Origin of the sequence: Vibrio rumoiensis, assembly GCF_002218045.2 — a bacterium.
In the GTDB taxonomy this organism is placed as follows: domain Bacteria; phylum Pseudomonadota; class Gammaproteobacteria; order Enterobacterales; family Vibrionaceae; genus Vibrio; species Vibrio rumoiensis.
Genome location: NZ_AP018686.1, coordinates 713,855 through 732,720 on the forward strand (window position 1 = coordinate 713,855; position 18,866 = coordinate 732,720).

Sequence of the window (18,866 nt, forward strand, 5' to 3'; positions counted from 1 at the left end):
TATGTTCGATGTCTCTGTTTATTAAGAAGGCACGCGAAATGAAGCGTCCAATTCACTCATTCCTAGCCCATTGCGTTTATTGACTTTTATTTGCACGGGAATTCGTTCTTTCATTGCATCAATGTGGCTAATGACGCCTATCATTTTACCCGATGCATTTAAATTATCTAATGCATTCAGAGCCATATCTAAAGTATCGGCATCCAATGTACCAAAGCCTTCATCTAAGAATAAGGAATCAATACTGGTTTTGTGACTCACCAAATCAGATAAGGCTAACGCTAACGCTAAGCTCACTAAAAAGCTTTCTCCACCAGACAGCGTTTTAGTGTCTCGAACCGTATCACCTTGCCATGTATCAATCACCGATAGCGCTAGCCCATCGGTCGCTAAATTGTCATTGTCCTCGATTGAAACGCCTGAACGCTGTAATAAGTAACGCCCATGGAGTTTTTCTAGCTGCTTATTGGCAAGATAGACCAAGTTATCTAAAGTAAGCCCTTGAGCAAACTTTCTGAATTTATCGCCGCTTTTGGAGCCAATTAACGCATGTAGGTACTGCCAATCATCATAATAGGATTGTTGTGCTTCGATCTGCTTAAATAATCCGAGTTGGCCTTCACGCCTTTTTTTATCACTTTCTAATTCATGTTCAATTTGGCCTATGCGGTAAGTTTGAGCATCGAGACTATCCGACGCTTGCTGATGATATTTGAGTACCGCTTCATAATCCGTTTTCAGCCATTCTATCGCCTTCTCATGTTGCTGAATTTTATTCCATTGTTGATGAGCGTTTTCAACCAAGGCAAGTGCTCTCTCGGCTTTATTATTAATATCTTGCTGTAACCTTAGTAGTGTCTGCCTTTCTTTTTCGCTAAGTAACGACGCCTCAAACATCATCTGATCATCAAATGGACTCTCGGCTAATGCTCGTTCCCATGCTTCTATCGATTGCTGATGAGCTTGAGCTTGCTGTTTATGCTGCGCTTGAATACTTTCAATTTCACCATTCAATTTTTCTAGCTGAACTTGTAGGCGGTGAAGATCCTGTTGAGCGGTACTACTGGCGAGCTCTTTTTCATCCAACTTTTTCTGGCTTGTTTGTTTTTCTTCAACAATCTTTCTTTGGCCAAATAAGGCTTGTCTTTCTTGTTTACATTTCGCTAGCTGCTCCACCTCAGAAGCCAATGTTTTATGAAGTCTTTCCAGCTTATTTCCCTGCTCGATGAGCACTTTCTCTAGGCGATTTTTATCTTGTTGTGCTTGTTCTATTTTATGCTTAAGTTCAACTGATTTTTTATTATGCTGTTGCCATTTTTGCCAATCATGATGTTTTTGTTCTAGCCACTGGTTCAATATTGAAACATCATAACTTTGATTTAATTGATAATCGGGTAATGAATAGCCTAATGCCTGCCAATGTTCACACAATGTTTGATAGATTTTTGTTCTTTCCGTTTTTAACGCTTGTAATGATTGCTCTTTTACTGCACTTTGCTTTAACAAGCCGCTTTGTTGCTGTTTCAGGTTATCCAGTGTCGCTTTGATTCTATCTTGCTCATAGGTGCACAATTGCAGAGCTTCTTTACATGAATTTAAATGCTTTTCTGCTTGTTGGGTTTGTAAAAGTGTATTCTTAAGCCTTTCAATTTGTTGCGGAATATCAAGCTCATATTGTTGTAACTGAGTGGAATCTTCAATTGAAAATACTGATAACGATTGGTCGACAAAACTCTGAGCCCAAGACTGTTCAATCGTGGTCAATTCTGTTTTATCTTGTCTCTGCTTCTGCATTAATTCATCAATATGGCGCGTAGTAGAATCAAGCTCTGAGCGAGCTCTCATTCCTTTTGCCTCGATCTCTTTTTTCTCAGCCTCTGCTCGTTCTTTATCAACGCTTACTTGCGAGCGATTTAATGCCACGACATTATTTAATGCTGGGTGATCAGTAGCGCCACACAATGGGCACTCTTCACCAGATTTCAGCTTCGCTCGATAATCAGCAAATTGTACATCTTGATCGATAAGCTTCGCATAGCTATGTATCTCGGCATCTTTGGCTTTATAAGCCTGACGTAGAGAATCGCAATATTCCCTTAATTGCTTTTGATGTTTCGTTTGTTCAGCTAAGGTTTGCGCGTCACGTTCCAACGATTGGGATAGCTTTAACCAAGCGTCGTGCTTAATTCTCAATTGATAAACTAAGTGGCGTTGTTGCGTTTTGCTGTCTATGTTCTGCTCCAACTGTTCTCGAGTGTGTTGGCTATTCGTTGTTATATCAAGCCATGCCTGATTGGCTGCTTTATATAGCGCTTCTTTACCATGCAACTCTACTTGGTATTGTTGATGCCTTTTTTCTTCACTCGCTATCGCGTCATCAAGCTTGACCTTTTCTTCTTTGTCCGCCCGAATATTTTTCTCTAAATCTGATAAATCCCGTCCTTTTTGGGAAATTTGATCAACTTGTAGCTGCCATGAGTTTAAATGTTGTGATAATGCTTCATCATTTGAGTTCCGAGTTAAATATTCAGCACAAACGGAAAGCTGAGCCTGTTCCTGCTTCAATGCCGAGGAGACTTGATTAAGCTCTTGTTGTGTTTGGTTGGAATATTGGCTTTCAGTCTGATATTGATCATTTAAATGAGAAACTTGTGATTCTTTTTGTGCGATATCGTGATCAAGTGGTTGAACCTTCTCATCAATAAGACTCAATAACGATCTATGGGCATTCTTTTGTTGTTCAAACGCTAAAGTGGCTTCTTCGAATTTTTGCTGCTTTGGCTGTTTATCTTGAGATAACGATGAAAAGTCTTTTTGTTTTACCGTTAATTGTTGAGTAACCAAATCAAGTTGTTTAGCCGCATTGCGCCAAGTTTGAAAAGGCATTCTTAATTTTTCAGCAGGCTCACTTTTGGCCAGTTTATCTAACTGGGCTTGTGCACTTATTTTCTGTTGCTTGATGTCGTCTTGGGCCTGTTCAGCCTCTTTAATGGCTTGTTGCGCAGCTTGATATTGCTGCCACCAATAACGGTGTTCATTCCAGGCCTGCAAGTGTTCTTTGTTCTGTTGTAGGCACTGTCTAACTTCCTTTAACTCATGATTAAATTCGCTAACCTGTTCAGAAGAAAGCAACTGAACGCCTTTCGCTTGAGACTCTAACTCCGCCAATTTTTGTTTGGCATCCGTAAAGTATTCATGCACTTTTTCTGAAATTTGGCCGTAGATTTCTGTTCCAGTGAGCTCTTCCAGTAGCTCGGCACGCTCAGATTCTTTTGCATTTAAAAACGCAGCAAACTGACCTTGCGATAACATCATCGACTTAGTAAAGCGCGAAAAATCGAGCCCTGTTATCTCTTTTAGCAAGCTATCTTTACGCTTAACCTGATTGGCGATAATTTTGCCAGTTTCGACTTCAGCAAGTTCAACCGTCGCAGATTGCAAATTACCATCCGCCTTACCTCGCGAGCGGCGCATACTCCAAAATGCCCGATAACGCTTGCCCTTCACTTCAAACTCAACTTCAGCGAGGGACTCAGCTGTCCCTCGGGTCATGATTTCATTGCTAGAAGTAGAAATAAGACCAAGGCGTGGCGTTTGGTGATACAAAGCTAAACACATTGCATCTAATAATGTAGTTTTACCAGCCCCTGTCGGCCCTGTAATAGCAAATAACCCATTTTCAGCAAAAGGGGATTGAGTGAAATCTATCTTCCACTCTCCTTTTAATGAGTTTAAGTTTTGGAAGCGAACCGTTAAAATTTTCATTCCTTCACTTCCTTATCATCAGACTCATGATTGTCATTGTGTTGATTGATGACATCAGAAACGACTTGTTCAAATTGCTGCATTATACGTGACTGTCTAGCTTGTGCCTCTTCCCCTTCAAAGGATTCCAGGCTCATGCGTTTATTGAACACATCTTTAGGAGTCAGTTCTGCAAGTGTTTCATTTCTCACTTGAGTCAGAGATTGAGCCTGTTGAGAACGGCTACGACGAAGTTGTAAGACTTCAACATTAAGATGTTCAGTCATGGATTGAATTCTTGGCTGTAAATCTGACAAATAATCGTCAATTTCTACATGAATACACAGCCAAACGGTTTGCTCTGAATCAGTAAATTGCTGCAACTGTGACTCAATACTTTCCAGTGACCCTTTTAACGTCATCATCGATTGAAATATTGGAATCGGCAGTGGTTCAATTCGCTTCCCACTCTCATTAAATTCAACTAATACCACTTGTTTATTTGATAACATACGATGACTTTTGCCAGTTTTATCACTTTCAGTCGCTTTGGTTTTAATCTCATCGAAGCTCAAAGGAATGGGGGAACCGCAATAGCGAATAGACTCTGACTTGGCGACAATCTGTGGTCTATGGATATGGCCAAGGGCGATGTAATCCACCGGAGGAAAAGCATTCGCATCAAAGGCTTCTAGAGTGCCTATATAAATATCACGAACCGATTCTGAGGCCGTCACCCCTAACGCGGTTAAATGTCCTGTCGCGATAATCGGTAACTTGCGGTGGATTTTCTGCTCTTGCTCGTTTTGTATTTTTAACGCTTGGGCGTGTAAATTTTGATAATGACGTTGAATGGCCTCACCTAGAGCTTGTTTCTTCTGGGTACTGGTCTCACCAGCAACACTTTGCAATACATCTCGCGGTCGAATAAAAGGGACAGCGCACAAAATAGCTCCAGCTTGCTTGTTTCGATCGTCCAGCAAAATCACCTGTTCATCGACATTTTCCGTCGTATTCGCGATAACATAAGTATTTAAGCAAGCGAGTAAATCTTTAGATTCATTAAGCATCGAAACGGAGTCATGGTTGCCACCTAGAACAATGAGAGTGGTACCAAGCTGACTCAACTTCACGACAAACTGATTGTACATCTCACGGGCATAACTCGGTGGCGCGCCAGTATCAAAAATATCTCCTGCAATAATGACGGCATCAATTTGTTGTTCTTTTACCAGTTCAAGGAGCCAATGAATAAAAGCTTGATGCTCATTCCTACGACTTTTTGTAAAGAAATTTTGACCGAGATGCCAATCTGAAGTGTGGATGATTTTCATAATAAATAAAGAACGCACCTGCTTAAAAATATGGTTGGGATTGTGCCATAAACGATTGAATAAAAAAGAGGGAAGCATAAATTTTATTGCAAAAGTTGACGCGAAATTCTTTTGAGCAGGCATAAAAAAAGCTCAGGAAATTTAACCTGAGCTCGTTACAAAAACCATCACAAAAGTAACGGCCAGCTATGCGTAACCACCAATATGTGTTCAATTGTTTAGCTGATCGGCGGCCAAACCAAAAGCTAAACGAACACGTGGTATGCGACTAATTTCGTCGCTTTACCAATACACTGCTTGTTAATAGTAGACAATCTTTAAAGATTACTTTCTATACAACAAGCAACATGTATCTCGCCAATAGAATTAAAATGTAGAATTATCTAGTGGTTACCGTTTTATAGAGGGAAAACTAAAATGCAATATCACACATTTACAATCTATTTCATTGAAAATTTGTGATATGAAATCAACCACTAATGTAACTCAAAGATAACACTGCTTAACAACTCTAAACAGACCGTAATTCTAGCGCTTCTGCTTAACCCTGTCATCAAAAGTGTGAATAGCATCTCTAAAATTGTGAAATGTAAATACATTCCAACATTTTATAGTGACATGTTCCTATATTCCCTTATCAGAACTCCAAGTTCTAAATGAGGCTCAATTTATCAGCTTTAGACTTGAGAATGACATAGTTACATCGACATGCTACACAAATATTACAGCCATTGATGTGAAACACTCATGTACTTAAGTTAATCAAAAATTACGACTTTAAACACATAAAAAATGCCCACAAAAGTGAGCATCTTTATTAAAATTACCGTTCAAGTAAGATCTAGCGGACTCTATAAAACTTCAACTTTATCATCTACATATCTCTGAAAAACTGGATTATTGAGTTCATCCACACTGGCCGGATTCCATAAATGATTTTTGATGCCTTTAACTACCGTATAGATCACAGCAGTATCAATTGCCGACATTAAAGCAATGTTGACGGGTTCATTATTGGTATAACCCATTTCAACCTCGAGTAAATCTTTATAATCGATATAACGGAATGCACCAGCGCTGACTTCATAAGATAATATTGTCTTTGTTGTCGTAACACTGGATAAGATCTTTCCGGTACGAACATCAACCGAGCGTAAGTTCACTGTAATCTGATCCGTTCTATACTGACCTGATGCTCCAATACCTAAATAACGAGCACCTAGTCCTCCTGTCTTAATATTAGTATCGTAAGCAACAATACCACCTTCAATTAATATATTCGCAGATTGGAGTGAAGGTAATTGATTTCCTTGATTAAAAGCTTCCCCTTTGGTCTGGGCCGCACGTATAATTTTTCGCTCTGTTAATAGGTTTTGAAGGCCCTCCCTCTCAAGTGGAGCAAACCAACCAGAATCGATAAGAGACATCGTCAATAACGACGTTGCCCCCTGGGACACCGCGGTAGAAAAGTTACTATTAGGCTGAGGGCGGTATTGACCTGTTTGATCTCTGAAATTATAAACAGAAACCATGATAATTCCTTGTGGCTTAGGCAAATTAATCAAATCTTTATAAGCAACACCTCGATACATCAATTTAGATTCTTCTTCAGTATCAGGAATTGAAATGGAGTTTGAACAAGCCGTTAATGCCATGATGATGGCGACTAAATAAAACTTTTTCATCATTCGATTCTCCATCTCAATTGCCTAAGGGGTCACTAACTTGGATCACTGATGATTCACCAGTCACTTTGTCGTAAATGTTCAAAGTTAAACCACCATTTCCGTCATCAACCACATTTAAGATGAAATCGTCTGTTTCAAGCTGGCCACCATCAGATTTCCCCGAACTCACATCATCTAATAAATTATTCAAAAGCCTTGATTGTAAAGTCGTTTGCAATCGATCAGCGGCGGTTAAACCTAGCTCATCATCTGGCTCATACTGATTAATGGCATTTGCAATATTTAATAAATGAGTACCGTTATACGGGTTTCCTCCAAAACTTGGGTTAACTGGCTGATACACTAACTCTGTTGCTGTAGCATCAAATCCAGCCATAGCACAGCTTATTAATATGATTTTTTTAAACGTCCTTTTCATAATTACACCTTATAGCTCATCAGGAGCAAGATCGGTTTTATCAGAGAACTTCCTGTCTAGCTTCCATCTTAATAAGTAGTAGGAAATGCTATCAACGGCTTGATCAGCCTTTAATTCAGCTTGTTGTAAACCCGGTGATAAGCTTGTTCTATATATTGGAGTGTTAAAGTGAAAGATGGTAATAATGCTGCCAGATAATGCCGTTGGTCTTTCTTTAACACTAAGATTTATGGATAAATTTTCATGTTTTTCATTTAATTTTTGTGAAAAATAAAAATAAAAATTTCTTCCGAGTACAGTCATAGTCTGATCAACAATCAACCCGTTTATACCGCCTTCTGTATCTGGCAATATTTTAGTTTCATCAATGGGTTGATTGCTATCTATTGAATTATTACTACCTTCATCTTCAGCGACAGAATAAAAAGCCACTAAAGTAAAAATAATTAAAATAACAAACCTAAAATTAAATCGCTTCATATCGCGCCATCAAATTTGTATTTCTTAGCCCACATCAAAGCTTGCAGTCTGTTTCTCACTTTTATTTTTTTAAATACATGATGCAAATGTGTTTTTACTGTATTTTCACTGACAAACAACTGCTCTGCAATCTGAACATTAGAAGCCCCTACCAATAGAAGCTTTAATATCTCCTCTTCTCTACAAGTTAAATCAGCAAAAGCCCTAGAAGAAAAAAGATCATTTTTCCGATAATATTCAATAATTTTCTGAGATAGTTCACTTGATAAGCTAAAACGACCTAGCAATATATCATTTAGCCCTGTAGTTATATTGCCTAGGCAATCATCTTTAAAAAAAACACCGACAACATTTGGAAACTGTAAAATAAAAGAAACGTTGATATCTCGGCTATTATTTATAAGAATCTCTTTAACTTTCCTACCTTCACTATGCATATGATTTAAATAAACTTTAATCATGTTATCTTGTATATATTCCATATCTAATATCACATGCATCCCAGATATGTTCGGAGTATTAGTTAACTCTAGAAAATTTGAAAATGTGACAGGGTCAATTTTTCTATTAACTTCGCGCTCTAAGTTTTCTTTGAGCAAAGAAGACTGCAATGTCTTGCTCGTAATCAAGTAAAGTCTTTCATCCATGGTTCCTCTCCATTCTAAATCCTGCATAGCTTTCCGATATGTTCAGCCTAGACAAATAACTTGAAACATCCATTACATCTATCGTTATCCACATGCTTTTTGTCTAATTCTCATTTATAAGAAAGCTTCGACAAAAAGTTCAAATTTATTTAAGAAAGGTTAGGACAATGTCAAGCCAGTGTAAACTTAGGTTCAGAATTTTTTTTGGCATAAAACTTTTGCAGTAAAAAACACAATGGACAGCTACTACTTTAGTTTACTTAATATATTAAACATTCAACTATTAGTTTATAGCCACAAGTAGAACTCGATACCATAATCCCTATTAAATAAATCATAGGGAATGGGTACAAAAATGATAAAAATAAAAAACTTGCTCTTCTTTAAGATCATAAGCGCTCTCTTTTATTTTTTATCAGTAAATGTTGCATTAGCAAATTTAGACTTAGGTAAAAGTGAGCTTTCTATAAATGAAGAATTAAGCCCTGACCACATTGGAAACATGGCAAATATAAATATATCTGGTGAATTCAATCATGCTTATATAGAGCAGAACAGCTCTTATAAATCGGGAAATATCGCATCCATCAATCAAAATGGGAGAAATAATAAATCATTGATTAATCAAGGGGGTGAAGCCAACAGTGCAAATATAGATCAATATGGAAATAGTAACTTAGCCATTATTCTTCAAAATGGAAGTGGTAATAACGGTTCTATTAGTCAATACGGAAACGAAAATGAAGCCATATTAAGCCAGTCTGGAGATAGCCTAGATGGGTCAATCTCTCAACTAGGTAATGGTAACCTTGCTTATATTGTCGACAACAGCAGTGTAAGTATGTCTGGATATAATATAAATCAATCTGGACAACAAAGTTTAATAATAATTAATGGTATGAATAGAAATATCAGCATGACACTAAAATAATAGAAGGAATTTATTATGAAAAAGTTAACAATTGCAATTTCAACTATATTAGCCACTGGATTTAGTGCACACGCGCTAGCGGTGGATAATACATCTTACATTAATGTTTCTGGTGGTTCGAGCTCAGCTCTTGTCACTCAATTAAGCCTTGGGGATGATGGCGGAAACGTATCTAATGCTTCTGTGACAGCAGGTTATAACAATCACGCTCTTGTATTTCAAGCAGGCTCAGCAAGTACTTCTAATGTATCGATTGCAGGTGGTGCGGGTAACAACGCCTTTGTTAGTCAAGGTGCGCTAGGTGCTCAAAACACTGCATCAGTGAATACAACAAACTCTTTTGGTACAACATCTAGTATTAACCAAGGTGCATCAACTACAGAGTTTGGCTTGCTTGTCAACGCAACTAGTTCAAATACTGCAGGTATAACAACCACAAATTCAGCAGCTGTAAATTCATCAATTAACCAAGGTGCTTCTGCATCTTCGTTTGGTTTTTTTAATGGTGCATCCAGTAACAATACTGCTTATATATCAACAACAAATTCAGCATTTGTAAACTCAACGATTAATCAAAGCTCAACTGCTTCATCGGGGTTTTTTCCTGAATATAATTCGAACTCAAATCTTGCTAGTATCTCTACGGATCAATCTATATTCGTAAGCTCAGCAATTAATCAAAATAATGCTAGTGATGGTGGTATGAATACCGCTGGAATTAGTGTTAGCCAATCAGGCGGTGTATTATCAACTGTAGATCAAGAAGGTACCGCTAACACGGGTTATATTAATGTGATGAACTCAGGTGGCGTAACATCATCTATTGATCAAAATGGAGAGATGAATACTGCTGGTATTAGTTTAAATGGTGCCCTTTCTTCAAGTGCTTCAATTGACCAATATGGTGAAGGCAACGAAGCATACATTAGTGGTTCTGGTGCATTTAATGAAACTAGTATCCTTCAAGTTGGTGAAGGTAACCTAGCATCAGCGACAACATCTGGAGTTGGAAATGATTCTCTTACCCACCAATTTGGTGAGGGTAACATCTCTGGTACCAATGTTTCTGGCTGGTTTAACGATGCTGTAACGGTGCAAGTAGGTGAAATGAATACTGCTTATACTACTGTAAGTGGTGTAAATAATACTGCATTAACTTTCCAAAATGGTCATGACGTAGCGAACACAACGGTTAGTGGTTGGAATAACTTAGCTGTTACAAACCAATGGTAATCATGAAAACTTTTAATACAATAGCGGCGCTCTGCGCCGCTCTTTTCTTGTCTACTCAACTTCTCGCGGCTGAAATGAATATGCTTAAACCATTCCCAAATTCAGAGCTCAGCTGTCAATCAACAGAGCAAGCAACAAAAGTTATACTAAAAACCACCAACGCTGATGTTATACAAGTTAAGATATCGAGTAAAAGTGGCAACACAATGATGTCGCAAGTATCTGGTCATTCTTCCAATCAATTTCAATTTTCTATTTCAGATTTACCGCTTAACTTAGAACTAATAAGTAATCGCACAACTCTAACTTATCAAGTCGTGATGGAAGACTCTGAATGTCATATTGTCACAAGGTAGATTTCACCTTAAGAAAAACCCCTCAATATCAAAAATAAAAAATCCCCAATGCTCATACGAGTTATTGAGGATTGGATACAAAACCTGCGTTTTCAAGTAAAAAAACCGCCTAGGAGTAAAGACTAGGCGGCTAAAAATAACACATATACTTACTACTACATACGGGGCATTTTGCACCGAAATCTAATTGGGGGATTAGATATACAGGATTATAAATAAAAACCAAACAAAATGATTAGCAAGAAGAAAATTTCCAGCGATGCAATGCCAACCAACAAATCATCACGCGATAAAATCACAATCTCATTAATGATAAAAATCACCAAATTGAATATCCAATCGTATTTATTGCCGAGTGTCGTTATCGGTGGGCATCAACGCCCTTACGACAAAGTACTATTGAGGCGCCGTGCGGATAAGTGATATCGCCTTTTTCTTTTTCAGCCTGTTCCAGTCGTTGTGGGACTTGGGAGGAATAAGGAAAGCCTATCGCTAAGCAAAAGACTATTTAGAATATTAGGGCTAAATTAGGGCTTTATTGCTTTTCTAAACAAGTTCTAAGGGCATAAAAAAACGCACCCGAAAGTGCGCTTTTATTATCAATCTTATGGGCTAATTACTTAGTCCAATCTAAGATCACTTTTCCAGAAAGCCCGCCACGCATAGTGTCGAAGCCCTCTTGGAAATCATCAACGCTGAAATGATGTGTGATAATTGGAGTTAGATCTAAGCCTGATTGAATGAGGCTCGCCATCTTGTACCAAGTTTCGAACATTTCACGACCATAGATGCCTTTAATCACTAAACCTTTAAAGATCACTTTAGTCCAGTCGATGGCCATATCGGATGGTGGAATGCCAAGTAATGCGACACGACCACCGTGGTTCATGCCTTCTAACATAGCGTTAAATGCAGAAGGAACACCTGACATTTCTAAGCCAACATCAAACCCTTCGGTCATGCCTAAATCTGACATTACATCTTCTAGTTTTTCTTCAGCTACGTTAACAGCGCGAGTTACGCCCATTTTACGAGCCAATTCTAGGCGATATTCGTTCACATCGGTAATCACCACATGGCGTGCACCAACATGCTTGGCAACTGCTGCCGCCATAATACCAATTGGACCAGCACCGGTGATTAATACATCTTCACCCACTAAATCAAATGAAAGAGCGGTGTGCACAGCGTTACCAAATGGGTCAAAAATAGACGCTAAATCATCAGAAATTTCATCTGGGATCTTAAAGGCATTAAATGCTGGAATGACTAGGTATTCCGAAAATGCACCGGTACGGTTAACACCAACACCAGTGGTATTACGGCAAAGATGCGTACGACCACCACGACAGTTACGGCAATGCCCACAAGTAATGTGGCCTTCACCAGAAACACGGTCACCAATTTCAAAACCTTTTACTTCCTGGCCAATACCAACCACTTCCCCCACGTATTCATGACCGACTACCATTGGGTATGGAATGGTATTTTGAGACCACTCATCCCAGTTGTAGATGTGCACATCAGTACCACAAATAGCCGTTTTACGAATTTTAATTAAAATGTCGTTATGACCCATCTCTGGCATATCGACTTCAGTCATCCAGATACCTTCTTCAGGCTTTAATTTTGAAAGTGCTTTAATTTTCATTGTGATTTCCTAAAGTCGATTTAAGCGATAATGCCCATGTCTTTACCAACTGCGATGAATGCATCAATCGCGCGATCAAGTTGCTCTCTGCTATGAGCTGCAGACATTTGAGTACGAATTCGAGCTTGGCCTTTTGGCACGACTGGGAATGAGAAGCCCACTACATAGATGCCTTTTTCAAGCGCACGCTCAGCAAACTCAGCAGCGACTTTTGCATCCCCAAGCATAATAGGAATAATCGCATGATCAGCTCCAGCCATAGTAAAGCCAGCTTCTGTCATACGAGTACGGAAATGGCCCGCGTTTTCCCAAAGTTTAGCACGAAGATCATTGCTTTCAGCCAGTAGATCAATCACACGAATTGAAGCTGCAACAATCGCAGGTGCTACTGAATTTGAGAATAGGTATGGGCGAGAACGCTGACGCAACCAATCAATGACTTCTTTCTTACCCGAAGTATAACCACCTGAAGCGCCACCCATCGCTTTACCTAATGTTCCGGTGATCAAATCAATACGGCCCATTACATTATTGTATTCGTGCGTACCACGACCATTTTCACCCATAAAGCCCACAGCGTGAGAGTCATCAACCATGACTAACGCGTTGTATTTATCGGCTAAATCACAAATGGCGGTTAGGTTTGCAACCACGCCATCCATCGAGAATACACCATCGGTTACAATCAATTTATAGCGTGCGCCCGCTTCATCAGCGGCAATCAATTGTGCTTCAAGTTCAGCCATGTTGTTATTGGCATAACGGAAACGCTTTGCTTTACATAAACGAACACCATCAATGATAGAGGCATGGTTTAAAGCATCAGAAATAATTGCATCTTCCGCCCCAAGAATGGTTTCAAATAAACCAGTGTTTGCATCAAAGCACGATGTGTAAAGAATCGTATCTTCCATACCTAAGAAGTCAGAAAGCTTACGTTCCAACTCTTTATGTGCATCTTGTGTACCACAAATAAAGCGAACGGAAGCCATACCAAAACCGTGTTCGTCCATGCCTTGCTTAGCCGCTTCAATCAGATCAGGGTGATTTGCTAAACCGAGGTAGTTATTTGCACAGAAGTTCAATACTTCTTCGCCTGTTGAAATAGAGACTGCAGCAGCTTGCGCAGAAGTAATAATACGCTCAGATTTGTACAAACCTTCAGACTTAACATCTTCAATTTGTTGATTAATTTGACTGTAGAATGCAGAAGACATGAAATTTCCTTTTTATATTTGTGATTTTTTCAATTAAAAACCTAACATCTATTCTAGTTTATGCCATAAAAGACTATTATCCCCCCGCATGGAAAAACATTAGTGAACTGAATTCACAAATAGACTAGCAGCTTGGAGGTAGTGACATGCTTAACTCTCGATTGATCGCTCTTTTGCCCGATTTAGCCACTTTCATACTAGTGGTCAATAAAGGTAGTTTTACGGCAGCAGCAAAAGAATTAGGTGTCACCCCTTCTGCGTTAAGTAAACTCATCACGCGCTTAGAGGCCTCGCTTTCTGTAAAGCTATTTGACCGCACTACTCGCACTCTACAAATTACTCAATCAGGCCAAAAAATTTATCAACAATCGGTTGCCATGGTGAACGCTGCTCAACAAGCCGTGGATATCTCCAATGCAGAACATGAAGCGCCAGTGGGTACCATTACTATCGCCGCGCCCAAAGCCTTTCTAAGTATCGTACTGCAACCCATTGTTACCCCCTTTCTACAACGTTATCCAGACATTGAACTTAAACTCAAAGTTTCTGATGGCGATATCGACATGCTAGAGCAAGGCATCGACATCATGTTTCGTTTAACCGATAAGCCTTATGAAAATTTAATCTCTCGAGAACTCGGCAAGGTTAACCTGTCATTGTGTGCTAGCCCTGATTATCTGGCTTTAAAAGGAGTACCGACGCACCCAACCGAACTCAGACTCCATGATTGTTTATACCTTGGTGAAACTCGTACCGATCACATTTGGGACTTTGTAAAAGGCAATGAAACCCATACGATCCCAGTGTCTGGTCGCTATGCGGTAAACCACTCTCAAATGCGCTTGAATGGTGTCAAAGATGGATTAGGGATTGGTATATTCCCTGATTTTGTAATTAGAGAAGCTTTAAGCAATGGTGAAGTGATTCAAGTGTTAGAAGATTGGACGATTAAAGGCAACTATCACGGGGTCATTGCCATGCAGTACGCGTCGAGTAAATACATGCCGACGCGTCTAAAGGTGTTTATTGATTATGCAGTGAAACATTTGCCGATATAAACACGAATTAAATCGCCATGCTTTCAAATTCAGCGATCGGTTGACGCCCTCGTGTTGCTAAGAATGCTAAAAACTGTTTCGGTGTATGAGTGATCACCTGTTCAGCTGGCATTTCAATACGATCCAGTAATTCACTCACCTTCTCAAACTTGCCTAAGTCATGAGCAAAATGCGCATCGGTTCCTGTCGTGATATAACCACCCGCTTCTTTTACCGCCAATGCGATCGCTTCACAACGTTCTTCACTGCCCGCTCGACTGCCACCTTTTAATGAGGAATTATTCAACTCAATGGCGACATCATGCTCTTTGGCACATTCAGCAACGGCTTTAAAATCAAAATCGTATCTCGGGTTGCCTAAATGACCAAGTGCATCAATACGCCCGCTTTTAATTACATTGATTAGCGTTGTTGTGTGGATGGCTTTCGTTGACGGAGCAAATACAGGTTCATGAAAACTGGCAATCACCCAATCCAAATGTTCATCGCAGCTTGGATGAATATCAACCTCTCCAGATTCATTGATGATATTGCTTTCCATACCTCGTAAAACCGCTACATCATGAAGAAATCGAGGTAATATGCGCTGGTTATTAAAGAACCAATAGTGAGGTGCGCCCGGCATACTTGAAGCGTGGTCAGTCGTGCAGAACATCTTCATACCATGTTGCTGCGCACACTGGGCATTTTCGATTAACGTACTGTAAGCATGTCCGCTCGCATAAGTGTGGGTATGAGTATCAACTTGTATCTGCATCATATTTCTCCTTAAAACATCAGCCAATACCATAGCATTTTAAAGTTACTGCTGTATTAAAAATCCACTTAACGACTTAAAGAAATTCACCCAATCAGATTGAGCCATTATCTTAGGTAAGTTTACTGTCAATTTTGCCATGTAAATGCAAATAATTAATACAAGAACGCCTAAACAAGTGTAATTTATAATAATAAAAGGCCATTGAATCCATCATCAAAACGAAAAGGATATTCTTATGCTTAAGCTCAAACCGGCATCCTTTATTACGATTGCCATTTTAGGTTTATCACAGCTCGCTTTCACTCCCACCGCTTTCGCAAAAAATAACCAACTTCAGCCAACCACTTCCATCCAAGCTACTCGCTATCAACAGGATGCAGAGCTGATTAAACACACGTTTGAAAGCCAACTATATACCTTAAATGCCAGTACAGCAGGGCATTACGGACTAAGGATGTTCCGCCAAACTTTAGATCCTAAATACTCAGCCGCCGTTTGGTCGGATATGGCAAGAGTTGCCAGTACCTTGAATGAAATTGCCGCTGAAATTCAAACCCCAAAGCAAGCAAAAGCATACGGTCAGAAAAAACTACAATATTATAAAACGAAAGGAACCACTCGCACTCAAATGCGCTACGAGGTGACTAAAGATAAACCGGAATATTTATTTTTAGGTATTGACCTTCTTGGCGCTATGGCTCGTGCCGATGAATATGGTTTGAAGCATAAATACAATAAACATTTACATAACCTAATTCGTCAATTTGATTTTAAACCTTATGCAACTGATCCTGAAATGATCAAAGCGTGGGCAGCTCAATTAGCCAACCAAGTATATTGGTTACGTCAGTTAGATGAACAAGATGTGGTCAATGATTTCATTACGGCTTTTCAAAAGACCTACCCAGATAGCCAAGATAAACAGCTTTCCGACCAACAATATGCCAATAAAATCTATGGTTTAACCCATATTATTTTTGCTGCCTCTGAATACTATCAACACCCAATTGATACAAAAGAGTTTGCTTGGATTTATGACTACTTCGATAAGAATATTGAACAAATTTTAGAGCGCACTAAAGATGATGTAGTTGCTGAAGTGGGCATCAGTTATTTACTCGCAGGAAAACTAGACTCGCCAACACTGGCCGATACACAAGCCACTATTGCTCATGCCATTGATAAGAAACAAGGAATGATCCCATCTACTGATGGCGATTTTGAATTGAGAAAAGGTGAACACCGAAATGTATTGGCGATTATGCTACTTAATTGGCAAGGTACCAATGCCGCACCAACAATCTCACAGCAACCAGCGGTATTTAAAGATTTGCCTTATGGGTTAGTCAAAAAATAAGGCCGCATTGAACACCTCTTTACTATTAAACAAATAAAGAGGTGTTTTTATTTCATCCAGTAATTTAAGACAAAAAAACAAACCATACTCAAAACCGTTGTCGCAATTACATTCTTTGTTTTCCAAGCAATAAAGGCCGCTAAGATAGCCGCAATCAAATAGGGATTATGGTAAGAAATGGATAATGCATCATCATGGATGAATACGATGGGCGCCCAGATAGCGGTTAAAACCGCAGGGCTAGAATAACTGAGCAATCGTTGCGCATTACCATTTAGCTTTAATGGCAATTTAGGGGAAAGAAACAAATAGCGGCTTAAAAACACGACTGCCGTCATCGCGAGAATTGAAAGTAGAATCATGCTTTCCCCTCACTATGTGAATGAGAAGTTCCACTATTTTTGGCTTTTCCCTCAACCAAGTAACCAGCAACCATCGCTAGTAAGCTAGCAATAATAAGACTACCCTCGATTTTCCAATAGCTAAGTAAAACAGATGAGATCAAAGCAACAATAACCGATGTTAAGACAGGCCAAGATTTAATTGTCGGAATGACGATAGCAATGAAAGTTGCCGCAACCGCAAATTCTAAACCCCATTCATCTAAATTCGGGATCTGCTTCCCGGCAATGATGCCAATGAAGCTCGCCATGTTCCACACTAAATAAAAGCTCAGCCCTGCCCCTAATGCATACCAACGATTAAAGGCTTGCTGAGTTTGATGCCCACAAACCGCGAACAATTCATCCGTCAGCAGAAATCCTAACGACAAACGCCATTTAAGGGATAAAGGGCTGATCTTTTCTCGCATCGACATACTGTAAAGAAAGTGACGAGAAGTAATAAAAAAGGTGGTAAGTAGCATCGTCCATAGCCCAACATTCGCATCAAACATTCCTGTTGCCACTAATTGTGCTGCTCCAGCAAATAAAATAGCGGAGAGCGCTTGAGCTTCAATCGACGTTAAGCCAATATCAATCGCATAAGACCCCGCTAATAAACCCCAAGGAATAACCGCAAGGCTTAAGGGAGCAATCGCTAGAGCGCCTCGCCATATTTGCGATATTCGGGAAATATCTGAAGATGTTTTGTCCATATCTTTCTATTGCTGCCTTAAAAAACTCAATATTAAGAGTGTTCATTGCTATCAATCAGTGTTTCAAAACGAGGATTGCCTCTCAACATTTCAAAATCTGGTTCATCTGATGCTAACTCTCTCAGAGAGGCACTGGATTCTATCGCTAAGACAAGATCATTAATGGCTTGCTCTTCTGCACCTAATCGTGAGTAAGCACAGGCACGTTGATATAAAGCATGCGCGTTATTATCATCAACTTCTAGCACTCGGTTACAAATACTCAATGCCCAATGGTACTCATTGATCTCCATCGCGGAGTCGGCCTTATGAGTAAGTGCTTCAAGGTCACCAGGACGAATTTTTAAAATCTCATCATAAGTTTCAATTTTTTGCTCAGGGGTTTGAGCACTCTGCGCACGAAGCCACAAATTATGCACTTCATTGATAATCTCAATTTCTCGGTTGTTCTCTGTGATGATCCGCGTCTTACGTTTTAAGTCACGCTCCAAAGCGCTAAATTTTTTCTCGTAAGACATGGTGATTTCATTCAGACGCTTATCAGCCATTTCTTTGGTATTGTGCTTAATTTCTTTTAGGGACTGCCAACCGACTAGTGCCACCAAAGAAGCCACACCGGCAATGATGTAGAAAAAGTAAGTCACGGTAATGTTTGAATAATTGAGGGATTTATCTGCAACTGCAAGTTCACGATCCGTAATTTGTACCGTTAAGCGTCGTTCCAGATCTTGTTGATCAGTCCGTAATGATTTCAATTCATCGAGGATATAGCGTTCCATCAGAGGACGATCGAGCATTTCCGTTTCTGAATATTGTTTAGGTTCAGCTGCTAACGTCTGAAATGACAATAACGATACCAGTACAATCCATAACCACTTCATAATTTCGTCCTATAT

17 protein-coding genes are annotated in these 18,866 nt (G+C 39.5%); 5 read left to right on the forward strand and 12 right to left on the reverse strand.

Features of this window, described 5'->3' with window-relative positions; all coding sequences use genetic code 11:
* Nucleotides 1-21: 21 nt before the first annotated feature.
* The 6 genes from VRUMOI_RS15705 to VRUMOI_RS15730 all read right to left on the reverse strand — a co-directional run bounded on the left by VRUMOI_RS15705 (nt 22) and on the right by VRUMOI_RS15730 (nt 8,338).
* Nucleotides 22-3,765 carry an AAA family ATPase gene (locus tag VRUMOI_RS15705; protein WP_089140370.1) on the reverse strand — a complete coding sequence of 1,248 codons (3,744 nt, stop codon included), beginning with the start codon at nt 3,763-3,765 and terminating at the stop codon, nt 22-24.
* A complete protein-coding gene (sbcD, locus tag VRUMOI_RS15710; RefSeq protein WP_089140419.1) occupies nt 3,762-5,078 on the reverse strand; it encodes an exonuclease subunit SbcD in 1,317 nt (438 codons plus the stop codon). Before sbcD ends, VRUMOI_RS15705 begins: the two co-directional genes overlap by 4 nt.
* An 851-nt stretch (nt 5,079-5,929) precedes the next feature.
* The gene (locus tag VRUMOI_RS15715) at nt 5,930-6,763 is read right to left on the reverse strand and encodes a CsgG/HfaB family protein (protein WP_089140420.1); all 834 of its coding nucleotides are present in this window, start codon (nt 6,761-6,763) and stop codon (nt 5,930-5,932) included.
* 16 nt (nt 6,764-6,779) lie between these two features.
* Entirely contained in the window at nt 6,780-7,184 is a 405-nt protein-coding gene (locus VRUMOI_RS15720) for a curli assembly protein CsgF (RefSeq protein WP_089140371.1), read from the reverse strand.
* Between the two features lie 9 nt (nt 7,185-7,193).
* Nucleotides 7,194-7,664 (reverse strand): curli production assembly/transport protein CsgE, encoded by a 471-nt coding sequence (locus VRUMOI_RS15725; protein WP_089140372.1) that lies wholly within the window; start codon nt 7,662-7,664, stop codon nt 7,194-7,196.
* Entirely contained in the window at nt 7,661-8,338 is a 678-nt protein-coding gene (locus VRUMOI_RS15730) for a LuxR C-terminal-related transcriptional regulator (RefSeq protein WP_089140373.1), read from the reverse strand. Before VRUMOI_RS15730 ends, VRUMOI_RS15725 begins: the two co-directional genes overlap by 4 nt.
* A 328-nt stretch (nt 8,339-8,666) precedes the next feature.
* Between VRUMOI_RS15730 and VRUMOI_RS15735 the strand changes: the two genes are divergently transcribed.
* Genes VRUMOI_RS15735 through VRUMOI_RS15745 form a run of 3 tightly spaced genes read left to right on the forward strand, consistent with a single transcriptional unit; the run spans nt 8,667 to nt 10,831 of the window.
* A complete protein-coding gene (locus VRUMOI_RS15735) occupies nt 8,667-9,242 on the forward strand; it encodes a hypothetical protein (protein ID WP_162598435.1) in 576 nt (191 codons plus the stop codon).
* A gap of 15 nt (nt 9,243-9,257) precedes the next feature.
* A complete protein-coding gene (locus VRUMOI_RS15740; RefSeq protein WP_089140375.1) occupies nt 9,258-10,475 on the forward strand; it encodes a beta strand repeat-containing protein in 1,218 nt (405 codons plus the stop codon).
* Nucleotides 10,476-10,477: 2 nt separating this feature from the next.
* Nucleotides 10,478-10,831: a hypothetical protein gene (locus VRUMOI_RS15745; RefSeq protein WP_162598436.1), complete on the forward strand. Its 354-nt coding sequence runs from the start codon at nt 10,478-10,480 to the stop codon at nt 10,829-10,831.
* Nucleotides 10,832-11,447: 616 nt separating this feature from the next.
* Here VRUMOI_RS15745 and tdh read toward each other — a convergent pair.
* Together tdh and VRUMOI_RS15755 are read right to left on the reverse strand one after the other, a co-directional pair.
* Nucleotides 11,448-12,482 (reverse strand): L-threonine 3-dehydrogenase, encoded by a 1,035-nt coding sequence (tdh, locus tag VRUMOI_RS15750; RefSeq protein WP_089140377.1) that lies wholly within the window; start codon nt 12,480-12,482, stop codon nt 11,448-11,450.
* 20 nt (nt 12,483-12,502) lie between these two features.
* Nucleotides 12,503-13,699 carry a glycine C-acetyltransferase gene (locus VRUMOI_RS15755; protein WP_089140378.1) on the reverse strand — a complete coding sequence of 399 codons (1,197 nt, stop codon included), beginning with the start codon at nt 13,697-13,699 and terminating at the stop codon, nt 12,503-12,505.
* Nucleotides 13,700-13,845: 146 nt separating this feature from the next.
* Here VRUMOI_RS15755 and VRUMOI_RS15760 point away from each other — a divergent pair, with 146 nt between their 5' ends.
* Entirely contained in the window at nt 13,846-14,757 is a 912-nt protein-coding gene (locus tag VRUMOI_RS15760) for a LysR family transcriptional regulator (RefSeq protein ID WP_089140379.1), read from the forward strand.
* A 7-nt stretch (nt 14,758-14,764) separates the two neighbouring features.
* Here the strand turns inward: VRUMOI_RS15760 and VRUMOI_RS15765 are convergent, their stop codons facing one another.
* Nucleotides 14,765-15,514, reverse strand: a complete 750-nt coding sequence (locus VRUMOI_RS15765; protein ID WP_089140380.1) for a phosphatase — start codon at nt 15,512-15,514, stop codon at nt 14,765-14,767.
* A 238-nt stretch (nt 15,515-15,752) separates the two neighbouring features.
* On the opposite strand from VRUMOI_RS15765, the gene VRUMOI_RS15770 reads away from it, so the two are divergent.
* Nucleotides 15,753-16,874, forward strand: coding sequence for a DUF3541 domain-containing protein (locus VRUMOI_RS15770; RefSeq protein ID WP_089140381.1), 1,122 nt, complete (start codon nt 15,753-15,755; stop codon nt 16,872-16,874).
* A gap of 47 nt (nt 16,875-16,921) precedes the next feature.
* Here the strand turns inward: VRUMOI_RS15770 and VRUMOI_RS15775 are convergent, their stop codons facing one another.
* From VRUMOI_RS15775 to VRUMOI_RS15785, 3 genes are read right to left on the reverse strand one after another with little or no spacing between them, the layout of a single operon-like run.
* Nucleotides 16,922-17,236, reverse strand: a complete 315-nt coding sequence (locus tag VRUMOI_RS15775; RefSeq protein ID WP_089140382.1) for an AzlD domain-containing protein — start codon at nt 17,234-17,236, stop codon at nt 16,922-16,924.
* Nucleotides 17,233-17,970, reverse strand: coding sequence for an AzlC family ABC transporter permease (locus VRUMOI_RS15780; RefSeq protein WP_089140383.1), 738 nt, complete (start codon nt 17,968-17,970; stop codon nt 17,233-17,235). Before VRUMOI_RS15780 ends, VRUMOI_RS15775 begins: the two co-directional genes overlap by 4 nt.
* Before the next feature lie 32 nt (nt 17,971-18,002).
* Entirely contained in the window at nt 18,003-18,851 is an 849-nt protein-coding gene (locus tag VRUMOI_RS15785) for a tetratricopeptide repeat protein (protein WP_162598437.1), read from the reverse strand.
* Nucleotides 18,852-18,866: the final 15 nt, after the last annotated feature.